Source organism: Yoonia sp. (assembly GCF_030731595.1).
GTDB lineage: Bacteria > Pseudomonadota > Alphaproteobacteria > Rhodobacterales > Rhodobacteraceae > Yoonia.
In genome coordinates this window covers 38926-51799 of record NZ_JANQTS010000044.1, presented here as the reverse complement: position 1 = coordinate 51799, position 12874 = coordinate 38926, and the positions used below count along the sequence as shown (strand labels likewise).

The 12874-nt window shown below is 58.2% G+C and carries 13 protein-coding genes; 5 read left to right on the top strand and 8 right to left on the bottom strand.

The features are described from left to right. The 4 genes from NWQ23_RS04445 to NWQ23_RS04430 all read right to left on the bottom strand — a co-directional run. A partial coding sequence (locus NWQ23_RS04445) for a DNA translocase FtsK 4TM domain-containing protein (RefSeq protein ID WP_306165043.1) occupies positions 1 to 2087 on the bottom strand: 2087 nt, incomplete at its 3' end. Positions 2088 to 2098: 11 nt separating this feature from the next. After that, entirely contained in the window at positions 2099 to 3298 is a 1200-nt protein-coding gene (locus NWQ23_RS04440) for an aminotransferase class I/II-fold pyridoxal phosphate-dependent enzyme (RefSeq protein ID WP_306165042.1), read from the bottom strand. 237 nt (positions 3299 to 3535) lie between these two features. Then, positions 3536 to 4432: an imm11 family protein gene (locus tag NWQ23_RS04435; protein ID WP_306165041.1), complete on the bottom strand. Its 897-nt coding sequence runs from the start codon at positions 4430 to 4432 to the stop codon at positions 3536 to 3538. 208 nt (positions 4433 to 4640) lie between these two features. After that, entirely contained in the window at positions 4641 to 5969 is a 1329-nt protein-coding gene (locus NWQ23_RS04430) for an amidase (protein ID WP_306165040.1), read from the bottom strand. 45 nt (positions 5970 to 6014) lie between these two features. Between NWQ23_RS04430 and NWQ23_RS04425 the strand changes: the two genes are divergently transcribed. Continuing rightward, the gene (locus NWQ23_RS04425; RefSeq protein WP_306165039.1) at positions 6015 to 7262 is read left to right on the top strand and encodes a UbiH/UbiF/VisC/COQ6 family ubiquinone biosynthesis hydroxylase; all 1248 of its coding nucleotides are present in this window, start codon (positions 6015 to 6017) and stop codon (positions 7260 to 7262) included. Between the two features lie 24 nt (positions 7263 to 7286). After that, entirely contained in the window at positions 7287 to 7736 is a 450-nt protein-coding gene (rpiB, locus tag NWQ23_RS04420) for a ribose 5-phosphate isomerase B (protein ID WP_306165038.1), read from the top strand. A 74-nt stretch (positions 7737 to 7810) separates the two neighbouring features. Here the strand turns inward: rpiB and NWQ23_RS04415 are convergent, their stop codons facing one another. Next, positions 7811 to 8086 carry a hypothetical protein gene (locus NWQ23_RS04415; protein WP_306165037.1) on the bottom strand — a complete coding sequence of 92 codons (276 nt, stop codon included), beginning with the start codon at positions 8084 to 8086 and terminating at the stop codon, positions 7811 to 7813. 479 nt (positions 8087 to 8565) lie between these two features. On the opposite strand from NWQ23_RS04415, the gene NWQ23_RS04410 reads away from it, so the two are divergent. Next, positions 8566 to 9753: an alpha/beta fold hydrolase gene (locus NWQ23_RS04410; RefSeq protein WP_306165036.1), complete on the top strand. Its 1188-nt coding sequence runs from the start codon at positions 8566 to 8568 to the stop codon at positions 9751 to 9753. 209 nt (positions 9754 to 9962) lie between these two features. On the opposite strand, the gene NWQ23_RS04405 is transcribed toward NWQ23_RS04410, so the two are convergent. From NWQ23_RS04405 to NWQ23_RS04395, 3 genes are read right to left on the bottom strand one after another with little or no spacing between them, the layout of a single operon-like run. Beyond that, positions 9963 to 10142, bottom strand: a complete 180-nt coding sequence (locus NWQ23_RS04405) for a Trm112 family protein (protein ID WP_306165035.1) — start codon at positions 10140 to 10142, stop codon at positions 9963 to 9965. After that, the gene (locus NWQ23_RS04400) at positions 10139 to 10780 is read right to left on the bottom strand and encodes an LON peptidase substrate-binding domain-containing protein (RefSeq protein ID WP_306165034.1); all 642 of its coding nucleotides are present in this window, start codon (positions 10778 to 10780) and stop codon (positions 10139 to 10141) included. Before NWQ23_RS04400 ends, NWQ23_RS04405 begins: the two co-directional genes overlap by 4 nt. Positions 10781 to 10807: 27 nt before the next feature. After that, on the bottom strand, positions 10808 to 11719 hold the full coding sequence (locus NWQ23_RS04395; protein WP_306165033.1) for a co-chaperone YbbN: 912 nt from the start codon (positions 11717 to 11719) through the stop codon (positions 10808 to 10810). A gap of 107 nt (positions 11720 to 11826) precedes the next feature. On the opposite strand from NWQ23_RS04395, the gene NWQ23_RS04390 reads away from it, so the two are divergent. Both NWQ23_RS04390 and NWQ23_RS04385 read left to right on the top strand, forming a co-directional pair. Further along, the gene (locus tag NWQ23_RS04390; RefSeq protein WP_306165032.1) at positions 11827 to 12465 is read left to right on the top strand and encodes an SGNH/GDSL hydrolase family protein; all 639 of its coding nucleotides are present in this window, start codon (positions 11827 to 11829) and stop codon (positions 12463 to 12465) included. Beyond that, positions 12465 to 12866, top strand: a complete 402-nt coding sequence (locus NWQ23_RS04385; RefSeq protein WP_306165044.1) for an NUDIX hydrolase — start codon at positions 12465 to 12467, stop codon at positions 12864 to 12866. The genes NWQ23_RS04390 and NWQ23_RS04385 overlap by 1 nt, the downstream gene beginning before the upstream one ends. The last annotated feature ends 8 nt before the right edge of the window (positions 12867 to 12874 follow it).

Genomic DNA, 12874 nt, shown 5'->3' with positions numbered 1-12874 from the left:
TTGCGCACGCCCATTTTGGACATCTTGCGATAGCGCTCTTCCATCTCGCCCACGACCCATTTCAGGGCGACAACCGCCTTTTTGGGGTCTGTCACGACAGGCGACAATAGATGCGGGATGCCGTCATAGACGGACAGTTCCAGCATCTTGGGGTCGATCATGATCATCCGGCATTCTTCCGGTGTCAGCTTATACAGCAGTGACAGGATCATCGTGTTGATCGCTACGGATTTGCCCGAACCGGTCGTACCCGCGATCAACAGGTGAGGCATCTTGGCCAAGTTCGCGATGATCGGCTCGCCACCGATATCCTTGCCCAGCGCCAGAGGCAGTTTCTGATTGCCGTCACCGAAATCACGGTGCGACAGGATTTCGCGCAGGACCACTTTTTCACGGTTCTCGTTCGGCAGTTCGATCCCGATAACGGACCGACCGGGTACTGTAGAAACACGCGCCGACAAAGCTGACATAGAGCGTGCAATATCATCCGACAGGCCAATCACCCGGCTGGCCTTCAAGCCGGGCGCCGGCTCTAGCTCGTACATGGTCACCACAGGGCCGGGGCGGACCGATACGATGTCGCCCTTGACCCCATAGTCATCCAGTACGCTTTCCAGCATGCGGGCGTTTTCTTCCAGCGCTTCATCACTCAGATGATGGCGCTGGATTTCAACAGGGCTGGTCAAAAGGCCCAGCGGTGGGCGCTCATAATCAGCATATTTGTCGTCAAACTTCAGCGCTGGCTGCGCCTCGGCACGCGCCTGACTTGAAGGCTGAGGCATACGTTTGGGTGGATGCCGCACAACGCTGCGTGGCTCGACAGAGGGGGCGGGAATATGCGCCTCGGGGATCGGCATATGCGGGGTGGCCATGCGCGGCGCGTCGATCTCGGGCTCGATCAAATCCTCCAGATGGGACATATCTTCTTCGATCGGGGCAAAAACCAATGGCTTGGGACCACGGCCGGCGGTCAGGGATGGCTCGATGCGCACACCGGTTGGCGAAGGCGGGACAGAGCGGTTCTTGATCGCGTCGGCAATGCGCGCACTGACACGATCCGTATCGCCAGCGTAAGGAATGCGCGGGACAAGCGGCTCTGGGCTGACAAGCTCTGGTTCTGGCATCGGCTCATTGCGCTTGAGCAGGCCAGACAGAAATCCGCCGCCCTGCGGCTCTGGCATCGGGGCACGGACGGGGGCCGCAAGCGGTGGCGCGGGTGGCATCTTGGGTGCAGTCAATCGTGGCTCTGACAAAGGCATCGCCGGATTAGAGCGCACGACAGAGGCAGCACGGGCGCGCGCATCCTGCAAAGGAGGAATAGGATGGGGGTTGCTCAGGGCAGGTTCTTCCAGACGTGCCGCGCGGGTTTCCGCAAATTGCTCGCGACGGGCCTGAACCGTGGCCGAGACCCCTTGGGCGGCTTGCGCGGACAAAGACGCGCCCTTGCCCAACACGCGCAAGACAAGCGCATAAAGCATCACCGTGCCCAAAAGCGTAAAGCGGCTTGCGATCTTAAGCTCTGGCCGGGTAAAGCCCAAGGCAAAGGCGAGCAAAGCCAAAAGTGCGAGGCCCGACAAGAGCGACAACAGCTTCACACCAAAGACCGCGCCAAACGGCACGATGGTCAAAACGACGCCCAAGACAGTATCGCCAAACAATCCACCAAGACCAAAGTTCGCAGGCCAGTCGGCACTTGGCGTCAGGGTCGCTGCATGCATGGATGCCACCACAATTGCGAGAGGTGCAAAGATCAAACGACCCATGACGCGCTCTTGCCCGTGGTGCGCCACGAACCGCGCGCCCCATGTGGTCAAGGTCAGCGGGACAACCCAGATACCCATACCGATAATCATCATCACCGGTGCAGCAAAAGAGGCACCAAAATGGCCCAGCCAGTTTTGCACAGGTGCATCCGTGGCAGAGATCCAGCTCGGATCATCGGGGGAATAGCTGCCAACCATCGCGGCAATCAAGAGACCCACAAAGATCAGCCCCAGCCCCAACAATTCTTTGGTGCGTTTTTCAATCGCAGCCTGTGTCGTGCTGTCCAAAAGCGGGTCGCGTCGCCGTGTCTGATATGATGCCATCTCTGCCTACCTTAACGATACAAACAGTCGCGGATCAGGGTCAGACCGCGCTGCAATTCTTGTGTTGGGGCCACCATTGCGACCCGAATGTATTTTTCACCGGGGTTGTCCCCGTTCACGTCGCGGCTGAGGTAGGCACCGGGCAAGACCCGCACGCCTGTCTCTTGCCACAGTTTCACAGCAGCCGGTTCGCCGCTGTCCACGGGCAACCACAAAAAGAACCCCGCCTGTGGGGAGTGGTAGCCATCAACATGGCCCAGAATGTCATCCGCGATCTCGTATTTGCGGTGATAAAGCGCGCGGTTCTCGACCGTATGTTCCTCGTCATTCCAGACCGCTGCGGCAACGGCCTGAAGCGGCTCTGGCAAGGGCGATCCCGCAAAGGCGCGCAACTGGCGGATATGTGCGATGGATTTGGGACCACCAGCACAGAACCCCGACCGCAATCCGGGCAAGTTCGACCGTTTGGACAACGAATGGAAAATCACAACACGTTCAGGATCAGCCCCCATTGCAGTCGCCACCTGCAAAGCACCGGGGGGTGGGACATCGCGGTAAATCTCGGAATAACATTCGTCGGCGAACAGGATGAAATCATGTTTTTCCGCCAAGGCGATCAGCGCGCGCCAATAGGCTTCATCCGCCACAGCGCCCTGAGGGTTTGCGGGCGAACAGATATAGGCAATGGCCGTGCGGTCCAACACATCCGCAGGCAGGGCATGGAAATCAGGCAAATGGCCCGTGGCCTCGGTCGCGGGGACATAGACAGGCTCGGCGCCCACTGACAAAGCGGCGACCGCATAGACCTGATAAAACGGGTTCGGGGTCAGGATAACAGGCTTGCCGTTCTTGTGTTCGGGGCATAGCGCCATCGCCGCATTATAAAGCCCCTCGCGGGTGCCATTCAGCGTCAGGATCTGGTCGCCGGGCAGATCAAGACCATAACGGCGGTTGAGGAACCCGCCGATGGCGTCAAGCAGCGCAGGGATGCCGTAATTGTCAGGATATTTCGCAAAACCTTGCAGATTGGCCGCCAGAATATCTCCCACGAAAGCAGGAAAGGCATGGCGAGGTTCGCCAATCGTCATGTTGATCGTCTCGGAGGCCTCTGTGGGCACGTCCAATAGCGCACGCAGGCGTGGCCATGTCGCTGCCGGAAGGTCCGAAAACCGCGCGGGAAAATCCATAACTGCCTCAATACACGGGATCATTTCGCCCCGCTTTTGACCAAACTAACGCGGTGAGGGCGGTCGTGTCCAGAACAAGGGACGCGAAGGGTGATTTTTGTGGCTTTTGGGTCAGTTGGGGGGAGGAAAGCGACCCATTGCGCCAACGGCAATTACCGGTATCTGGCGATGCAAATGGCGTTCGTGGGACGATGCCAGGGCAACGGCAGTTATCCAGACCGTATCTGCCATGTCCGCTTGGCCGACAGATACCTGCAACGGCTAATCGGGTGAGATCTGGCGTACCGATTTCAGATCAAACAGATGTAGCATCCCGTGCTCACGCATGAGCCGCGCAAAACGATCGGAGAAGAAGATACAGTCGCTCAGTTTCGGTTCGATCCAGACATCAGGGCCGTCCAGAGCTTCGGGCCCGACAGCAATTTCATCATCCATTAGGCTTCCCTTCGTCGCGTAGAGCTCGAAAGAGGGAAGATCGGTACGACCTGACGTCACACGCGTCACCGCGCTCTGTTCGGGAACGAAGCTCTGTTTTCTGTTGCCTATGTTCCAGAACGCGTGGGACCAAGGCAAACTTTCGCTGCCGTCCTCGGTATAAAACTGCGCTTCAAAGAAGGCTCCGTTTCCAAGATCCAGACCCTTCAGCACTTCTGCAAGGCGGGGCGAGACCATCGGATTCCCACCACTGATATAGCAATAATCCTGCAACGCGTCAGGAGGATCATCCATCGCATGAAGCACCAATGAGAAGTCTTCCGCTTCGAGAGGCAGCCCGTGACGGTTTCTCGCTGAGGTCTGCATACGCTTCTTGCGCGCCTCAGAGGTGTTTTCGGCGCCATTGTAGGCTGCGAGCAAATCCCCATGTCCAGGATAGCCCATACACCAGACCTTGGGTTGCGCAGAGGAGGAGACCCCAATCAAGCTCTCATGCTCTGTCGGGGGCATGCTTGATCGCCGACCCAGCACCTTGCCAATTGCAATCATGACCACGCCAAACAGGGCGACAAACCCACCTGTTTCGAAGTTGTTCAGCCATTCAGGAAGTCGCTCGTTCAGCGCATGCCAGCCCGGTTTAGGCATTGAAAGGCCAACCCACAAAACGCCGAGGGCAAGGATCACCCCTCCGAGATAATTTACCGTCTTTGCTACTCTAGACATGTTCCGCTGCCTCCTGCGTGCCCCGGCAAACTGACATCTTTCTATGGAGAAACTGAGCCCCTGGCGTGTCCAAAAATGGCAAGTTTGATCTTATGCTGCATCGAAAAACCCGATGGCACCTTAGCAACGGCAAACAGCAAGGCAAACATTAACATAGGAGCGGCGTAAGCCCGGTCTGTACGCAGATCAGACCTGAGAGCAGTTTCCTCTACCCCAACGCCTTTTCCGCCGCCGCACAAACCCTCAATAGCGCAGCTTCATTCCCGTTCTGGCCGTTGAACATGATCCCGCAGGACGGCACCCCTGTGGGCAGGGTGATCGAACAGACATCCATAAGATTGGCGACGCGGGTATTGCGCAGGGCCAGCAGGTTCTCGGATTTGTAATAATCGTCGTCGGTCAACAGCCGTTCGGCATTGGGCGGCAGGATCGCGGCGGTCGGCATGATTACCGCATCGAACTGGGCGGTCTCGGCGGCGTATTGCTTGCGGATGTCGCGCAGCATGTTCCATCCCGCACAGTAATCCGGCCCGCTAACAGTCTTGCCGCCTCGCACCCGTTCAAGGATTTGCGGAAACATCTTTTCGGGGTGCGCCTCGACCAGATCGCGCCACCAGCCATAGCTGTCAGCGGCATAAAGATTGCCCGCCACATTGAACGCATCGAAGAGTTGCGAGAAATACCGGTGCTCGGTCACGGCTCCTGCGGCCTGCAACCGCGCGACCGCGCTGTCAAAGGCGGCGCGCGGGGCATCGCGCACCTCTTCGGGGACGATCGTGTCCAGCACCATAAGCCGCAGACCTTCAAGGCTATTGCCTGTCAGATCGGCGGGCTTGCTGCCCTCAAGGGCCGCCAGCAACAGGTTTGCATCCTCGACCGACCGACACAGCGGGCCGACCGTATCAAAGGTCAGGCACAGCGGCACCACACCATCCAGCGAAAGCCGCCCGTGGGTGGTTTTCAAACCCACCAGATCGTTCCACGCGGAAGGAATACGCACCGATCCGCCTGTATCAGAGCCTATTGCCGCCGCAGCCAAGCCAAAAGCAACCGAAGCTCCGGCCCCGGACGATGACCCCCCCGGAACGGCGTCATGGTCGTTCACGCAAGGCGGTGTAGCAGTGATCGGGTTCAGGCCCAGCCCTGAAAATGCGATCTCGGACATATGGGTCTTGCCCAGACAGACCAGACCCGCCGCAGTTGCAGCCTGCAACACGACAGCATCGCGATCCGGCGTGCGGCCCTCCATCAAGGCGGTTCCCGCCTCGGTCGCGATGCCAGCGGTATCGAACAGATCCTTCCAAGAAACCGGAACACCATCCAGCGGTCCGCGACGCATCCCCGCCTTCGCGCGCATTGCAGCAGCAGCTGCCTCGCCCCGCGCGCGGTCATGGGTCACGCGGGCATAAATCCGGTCGCGGAATTCATGGGCGTCGATGGCCTCCAGATAGACCTCTGTCAACGCGACGGGGTCAATATCGCCCGCCCCAATCGCGCGACCCAGATCAGCCGCCGTCATCCATCGCCAGTCTTGCATGAAAACCTCTCCGTTGCTGGGGCATTGGTAGCGGCCAAGCAGCGCATGGACAATCCCGCATCGCTGCGCATATTGCAGGTTATGAAAACTGATTTGATCATCGTAGGCGGCGGGTTGAATGGCCCCGCCTTGGCGCTGGCCGCAGCGCAGGCCGGGTTTACCGTCACCATCATCGACAGCCTGCCCGTGGATACCCGCAAACGGCGCGATTTTGACGGGCGCAGCTATGCTTTGGCGCTTGCTTCAACCCGATTGCTGGCAGGCATTGGCATCTGGGACACCCTGCGGGACAAAGCCCAGCCCATGCTGGAAATCAAGGTCACCGACGGGCGCGCGGGCGAAGGCCCCAGCCCTTGGATGATGCATTTCGACCATGCCGAGATCGAAGAGGGCCCGATGGGCTATATGGTCGAGGACCGGCACCTGCGGCGCGCCTTTCTGGATGCGATGGGGCAAGACAAGAAGATCACGCACCGCGCCAATGAAACCGTTGTTGCGCAAAGCAGCAGCCCAGCAGGGGTAACGGTCACGCTGGCCTCTGGTGAAACGCTTGAAGGCAGTCTTCTGATCGGCTCTGACGGGCGCAAGAGCGGCACCGCAGAACGCGCGGGCATCAAGCGGACCGGTTGGGGCTATGGGCAAACGGCCGTTGTTTGCGCCGTTCAGCACGAACAGCCGCATCATGGCATTGCGCACCAGTTCTTTATGCCCGGCGGACCCTTGGCGATCCTGCCCCTGACCGAGAACCGTAGCTCAATTGTCTGGAGCGAAACTGATGCCCGTGCCGTCGAACTGATTGCGATGGATGATGCAGCATTCCTTACAGCGCTGCGGCCCGCATTCGGCAGCTTTCTGGGACAGATCAGCCTTACGGGTGCGCGGTTCAGCTATCCTTTGGGGCTGACGCTGGCCAATAGTTTCATTGCCGACCGGGTCGCCCTGATCGGTGACGCAGCCCACGGTGTGCATCCTATTGCGGGCCAAGGGCTGAACGCGGGCCTGCGCGATGTGGCGGCCTTGGCCGAGGTACTCAGCGACGCCCATGCGCGCGGCGAGGATATCGGCGGGCCGCAGACGCTCGCGCGTTATCAGCAATGGCGGCGGTTCGACACGGCAACGCTCGCGATTGCCACGGATACGTTCAACAGGCTTTTCTCGAACGACAATCCGCTTTTGCGGGCAGCACGCGATATCGGGATGGGGCTGGTCAATGCAGCACCCGGGTTGCGACGCGGGTTTATCCGCGAGGCCGCAGGGCTGACTGGTGATCTGCCCAAGTTGATGCGCGGATAAATAACAAGACAGGACAACTCTCTCATGACCACCGAAAACCGCATCGTTGTTTCCAGCGATCACGCCGCCATCGCCCTACGGCAAGCCATTGCCGCGCATATCGCTTCTCAAGGCTGGGACGTCGTGGATATCGGACCAACCACGCCCGAAAGCACCCATTACCCCGCCCATGGTGCCGCCGCGGCACAGCGGGTTGTCTCTGGCGATTGCCAGTTGGGAATTATCCTGTGTGGAACAGGTCAAGGGATCATGATGGCGGCCAACAAGGTCAAAGGTATCCGCTGCGGGGTTTGCTCTGACACATTCTCGGCCCGCATGATCCGTATGCACAATGATGCGAACATGCTGTCAATCGGCGCGCGCGTTGTCGGCGAAGGACTGGCGCTTGATATCGTGGACGCCTTCCTGAACGCGCGCTTCGAAGGCGGGCGGCACGCAACGCGGGTCGAGATGATCGACGCGCTGGAGGGGTAGTTCGGGGTAACGTCTGCAACGGGGGACTAAACGGCCTTTCTGATTGAGCGACCATTTATCGCTTTTTCGAACTTTCAGGCATCTGGGTTCTTGTCACGTGGTGGATGGTCAAAATCAAAGAGACGGGACGTCCAACTGCGCGCAGCCAAGCCTATAAAGGCGCCGACCAAAGCACCGAACTTAATGCCAAATTGTGACGAGCGGCCAAGAATGTAGGCAACGACAACCCCTATGACGGCACCGATAACGACACCGAGTGCGATCGCTATGACGTCACGTTTGAACGTTCTTAATATGCCGCGACCAAGAAAGGCCCATTCGTTTACTGGGTCTTTATCGCCGTTACTCATTTCGCACTCTCCGATCTTTGACTTAGTGGGCCGAATGAAACCTAGAGTGATGGCGATACTTGGGCAGAGCCAACACGAAGAAGGAACACTCTGGGCTCGAACCCGAACTTCGCAGCGAATGCCATGAAGGTCCAGTTATAATCCCAGTGTCAGACCGGAAAGAATGGTAGAACAGCCAACATGGCGACTACGATTAAAAGTGGACCTCTACCTAGGTTGGGCCTTTTCTGCATAAGCTTGTGGGCTGCCTTGCTGCGTAGATACCGCCCATGCGCAATGTAATGCGTTGTGTCGATTGAGCCGTCTTTGCGGTATTGTATGTTTTGGGATTGGGTCATGTTTGCCTCCATTTGCTATGCAGTCAAACTATCAGTGGCACCGTCGTCGCGCTTGAAGACAGGCTTACGAAAGTCTTCTGAATGCTTTAGAAAACCTTCTAAACGCTTAAGACGGGTGCTTGAGCCAAGAAGGGGGACGCTATGCGGTTTGAATTCGCGGGCTGCGCGCTGGATGCTGCGACCTATACGCTTGTCCGGGACGGGCAGCCGATCACCGTCGAGCCCCAAGTATTCGACCTTCTCCATACACTGGCCAGCCAAGCTGGCAACGTGGTCACAAAGGATGACCTCATCGAAGCGGTCTGGGCTGGTCGGATTGTCTCGGACGCAACTATAAGCGCCAGAGTCTCTGCTGCACGTGCTGCGGTTGGGGACACGGGCCGTAATCAGAAAATTATTCGTACGGTTTCGCGTCGAGGCTTTCAGATGGTAGCAGAGGTCAAGGCGATCGAAACCCTAAAGACCGAGCGAAAATCCGAAGAACTCCAACAAGTGATCCGCTACACGACGGCGCCTGACGGTGGGAGCATTGCCTGGGCAAGCGCCGGCGAGGGCCCACCGGTGCTCTATTGCTGGCACCATTTCAGTCACCTTGAGCTCGACTGGTCAAGCAGCCTGTTAAGCCCGGCTCTGGTGCGACTTGCGAAAAAGCATAGGCTTATTCGCTTTGACATTCGCGGCGCTGGTTTTTCCGATCCGATCCCCTCGAACGTGACCCTTGATGACTGCGTGGCCGAAATGAAAGCTGTCGCAGACGCCGCGGATTTGGACCAATTTCCGATCATTGCGACCTTGCAAGCCGCTGCGGTGGCTATTCGTTTTGCTGCGCGTTATCCTGAACGAGTATCTCGTCTTGTCTTGCACAATCCTTACGCAATGGGACGTGCCGTTCGACCGAATGCTCCCGACAATGCCGAACATGATCCGTTTATCTCTTTGCTCAAGAGTAGCGGGTGGAGCGATCCGGAGGACGGCTTTATGCGGGCATGGGCGACAATGGTTTTGCCAATGGCCTCACCTGATGAGATCACAGAGCTTATTCGTTTGATTGCCAAATCTGTGTCAGCAGATGCTGCTTTGAAGCACCGTATCCTAATTGATCAATTTGACGTCATGCGCGACTTGCAAGACGTAAAGGCCCCAACGCTTGTGATCCACGCACGGCTTTCTTCATTGCACCCGGTAACGGAAGGACGACGTGTCGCCGCTGGCATCCCGGCAGCAGAGTTCATGGAAGTCGACAGCTCCAACACGTTCCTGATCGGGAGTGACACCACTTTCGAACGCGTTATGGGGGCAACCTTGGAGTTTTTGGCCCGAGGAACTTAAACCAAGTCGCGAAATTAGCAGGTAGTTTCGAATTCCGCTTTGAAAGCGCTCCAAACTCTTAGGTCTTCTTAGTAACCGACATTCGCTGTACTGAAGTAATGGGAACACTCTGGGCTCGAACCTGCCGTTCGTTGCCGCAGCAGATTACGCTCAGGTTCAATTACTCAGACAAATCAAACTGCACGCCGTCTGAGACTGACCCCGCAGCCTCAGTCCAGCTTGCGCGCCTCGTCAATCAGCATCACCGGAATGCCGTTGCGGATCGGAAAAGCCAGCTTTGCGGATTTGCTTACCAATTCCTGTTTTTCAGCATCATAAGCTAACGTTGCCTGGGTCATCGGGCAGACCAAAGCCTCTAGCATTTTGGGGTCGAACGCAGTTTCGCTCATTGCATGGTCTCTTCGCCTGATCCGCCGCGGCGGGCGTATTCGATCAATGTCATGAGCGTTTCGCGGCGTGTGGTCAAGGATGGAGCCTCTAACAGGGCTTGTTTATCTTCGGGCTCGAACGGACACAGCATGGACAGCGAATTGATCAGCAATTCGTCTTCCGCATCGCCAAGGCTTTCCCAGTCGGTCGAAAGCCCCTGATCGGTCAGATAGTGGCCCAAAGCTTCCATAAAGACTGGGCGGTCAAAGGTTGCATCCTTCTCGACCGGCCCAAGATCACGGTCGAAGCCCTGCCAGTTCACCTTGCAGCGACGGTAGGGTGTAAACCCTTCAACCTCTTCCATGATCCGGAACCGGGATGCACCCGACAGGGTGATCATATAGCGCCCGTCTTCGGTCTCGGAAAAGGCGGTCACCTTGCCGGCACAGCCAATCGCATGCAGCTTGCCAGAGCCGCCGGGCGACATATAGGGCTGTACCATCCCGATCAGGCGTGACGATGTTTTCAGCACGTCATCCAGCATAGCCAGATAACGCGGTTCGAACAGGTGCAACGGCAAGCGCGAACGCGGCAAAAGCAGCGCGCCCGGCAGCGGAAACACCGGAATGGTCTCTGGCAGATCGGTTGTTGATATCATGCGCATGAAGGTAGGCCGAAAGGCCGCTCAGGCAAATATCAACGACGATAGCTTGCGCCTGCCGTTCAAAACAATCGGGTCCTTGGCATCACGCGCATCAAAAATGGTGAAAAGCTGGGTTTTGGCGGCCCCGTCATTCCATTCGCGGTCGCGGCGGAAAAGCTCCAACAACTCGGTCACAGCCTCTTCCACTTTGCCGTTGGCATGCAGGGCGATGGCAAGATCGAACCGCGCCTGATGATTGTCGGGGTCCGTGTCGACAGCCGCCTGCAACTCGTCCACCGGGCCTGCATTGGCAGCCTCGCGCGCCAAGGTCACTTGCGCATGTGCAGCTTCCAACAAGGGATCGGTCGAGATTTCGGCAGGCGCACCGTTCAGCACCGCCTCGGCCTGATCCACATCACCCAAGGCAAGATAGGAGCGCACGAGGCCCGCGTAGGCGGCTGCGTTGACCGGATCTTCTTGCAGGATGGCGGCATAGGTCTCGGCGGCATCCACAGCCGCACCTTCGTCCAGCATCTGAGCGGCGGCCTCAAGGGCAGCACCCAGACCATCGTCTTCGGGCTCGCCCGCAAGTGCGGCGATCTTTTCTACAAACGCGTTGATCTGCGAGGGTGGCAAGGCACCTTGGAAGCCATCCACCGGACGACCCTGATAGAAGGCATAGACCGTGGGGATGGATTGCACCTGCAACTGGCCTGCATAGGCCTGGTTTGCATCCACGTCGATCTTGACCAGCTTGACGCGGCCTTTGGCATTCGTCACCGCCGCTTCAATCGCAGGGCCTAGCGTTTTGCAGGGGCCACACCACGGGGCCCAGAAATCCACAATCACCGGAACTGTTTGCGATGCCTCGATAACATCGGCGGCAAAGCTGGCGTCGGTTCCATCCTTGATCAGATCAGCAGGGGCTTTTGGGTTTGCGTCCAATTCCAACATGCGTCGTCTCCTTTGAATTGTCTTGCGCCTTATATGTGCGCAATCAGCGGCAAGTCCAAGGGGCAAAGGCGCTTTACCAAAGGCGACAGTCCACTTAGCCTAGAGTTATGACAAAAACCGTTCTGACATTCGGCGACAGCAACACCTACGGCACACCGCCTGCGACCGCGCGCGGTGAAAACAGGCGCTTTGGGCCAGAGACACGCTGGCCCGCGATCTTGCAAGACATCCTCAGCCCCGATTGGGCCGTGATCGAGGAAGGCCTGCCCGGTCGCACGACCTGCCTGGCTGATCCCGTCATGGGCCCGCATATGGATGGGCAAATCGGGCTGCGAATTGCGCTGGAAAGCCATGGGCCGATTGATCTGCTGGTGATCATGCTGGGGACCAATGATGTGCAATTGCATCACCAGTCCAGCCCCGACCAGATCGTGGGCGGTTTGGCGCGACTTCTGGCCATCGCACGCTCGGAACCCTACCAAACGCGGCATGGCGGATTTGATATCCTGTTGATCTGCCCGCCACCGGTGCTTGAACAGGGGATCTACCGCGACACGCTGATGGGCGCGCGGGCGAAATCCTTGGCCCTTGCGCCGTTGGTGGCGGGCCTTGCGGCACATTGGGGCATCCCGTTCCTGGATGCAGGTGCACATATCAGCTCCAGCCAGATCGACGGCATCCATTTTGACGCGCAAGATCATCTTACCCTTGGCAAGGCGATAGCGGCCAAGATCAGCGCCCTGTGATGCAGCCCAAGCTGGGGGCCATCGCGGTTGTCTTGCATGAAGGCCGGTTCCTGTTGGTCAAACGCAAGAAAGAGCCGAACGCAGGGACCTGGGGTTTTGCTGGCGGGCATGTTGAATTGGGGGAAACAGCACTTGAAGCCGCTGCACGAGAACTGGCCGAAGAAACCAGCGTGATCGCACAGCCCGAGCGCTACCTCACGAACATTGATGTGATCACGCGGGATGCAGCAGGTGCTATACAGTACCATTTCCTTCTGACGGTCGTGGAATGCGTCTACATTTCAGGAACGCCCGTCGCCGCCGATGATGTGAGCGATGCGGGGTGGTTCAGCGCAGCCGAGGCAAAAAAGCTCAGACAAAGCCCCAGCGTTCAAACCATTCTCGACCTGTTTGAGGCGTAAGATGGGTT

Excerpts from the sequence above, each read along its gene's own strand:
- NWQ23_RS04440 (WP_306165042.1), bottom strand. The coding sequence starts at position 3,298 with ATGATCCCGTGTATTGAGGCAGTTATGGATTTTCCCGCGCGGTTTTCG.
- NWQ23_RS04435 (WP_306165041.1), bottom strand. The coding sequence starts at position 4,432 with ATGTCTAGAGTAGCAAAGACGGTAAATTATCTCGGAGGGGTGATCCTT.
- NWQ23_RS04430 (WP_306165040.1), bottom strand. The coding sequence starts at position 5,969 with ATGCAAGACTGGCGATGGATGACGGCGGCTGATCTGGGTCGCGCGATT.
- NWQ23_RS04425 (WP_306165039.1), top strand. The coding sequence starts at position 6,015 with ATGGACAATCCCGCATCGCTGCGCATATTGCAGGTTATGAAAACTGAT.
- rpiB (WP_306165038.1), top strand. The coding sequence starts at position 7,287 with ATGACCACCGAAAACCGCATCGTTGTTTCCAGCGATCACGCCGCCATC.
- NWQ23_RS04415 (WP_306165037.1), bottom strand. The coding sequence starts at position 8,086 with ATGAGTAACGGCGATAAAGACCCAGTAAACGAATGGGCCTTTCTTGGT.
- NWQ23_RS04410 (WP_306165036.1), top strand. The coding sequence starts at position 8,566 with ATGCGGTTTGAATTCGCGGGCTGCGCGCTGGATGCTGCGACCTATACG.
- NWQ23_RS04405 (WP_306165035.1), bottom strand. The coding sequence starts at position 10,142 with ATGAGCGAAACTGCGTTCGACCCCAAAATGCTAGAGGCTTTGGTCTGC.
- NWQ23_RS04400 (WP_306165034.1), bottom strand. The coding sequence starts at position 10,780 with ATGATATCAACAACCGATCTGCCAGAGACCATTCCGGTGTTTCCGCTG.
- NWQ23_RS04395 (WP_306165033.1), bottom strand. The coding sequence starts at position 11,719 with ATGTTGGAATTGGACGCAAACCCAAAAGCCCCTGCTGATCTGATCAAG.
- NWQ23_RS04390 (WP_306165032.1), top strand. The coding sequence starts at position 11,827 with ATGACAAAAACCGTTCTGACATTCGGCGACAGCAACACCTACGGCACA.
- NWQ23_RS04385 (WP_306165044.1), top strand. The coding sequence starts at position 12,465 with ATGCAGCCCAAGCTGGGGGCCATCGCGGTTGTCTTGCATGAAGGCCGG.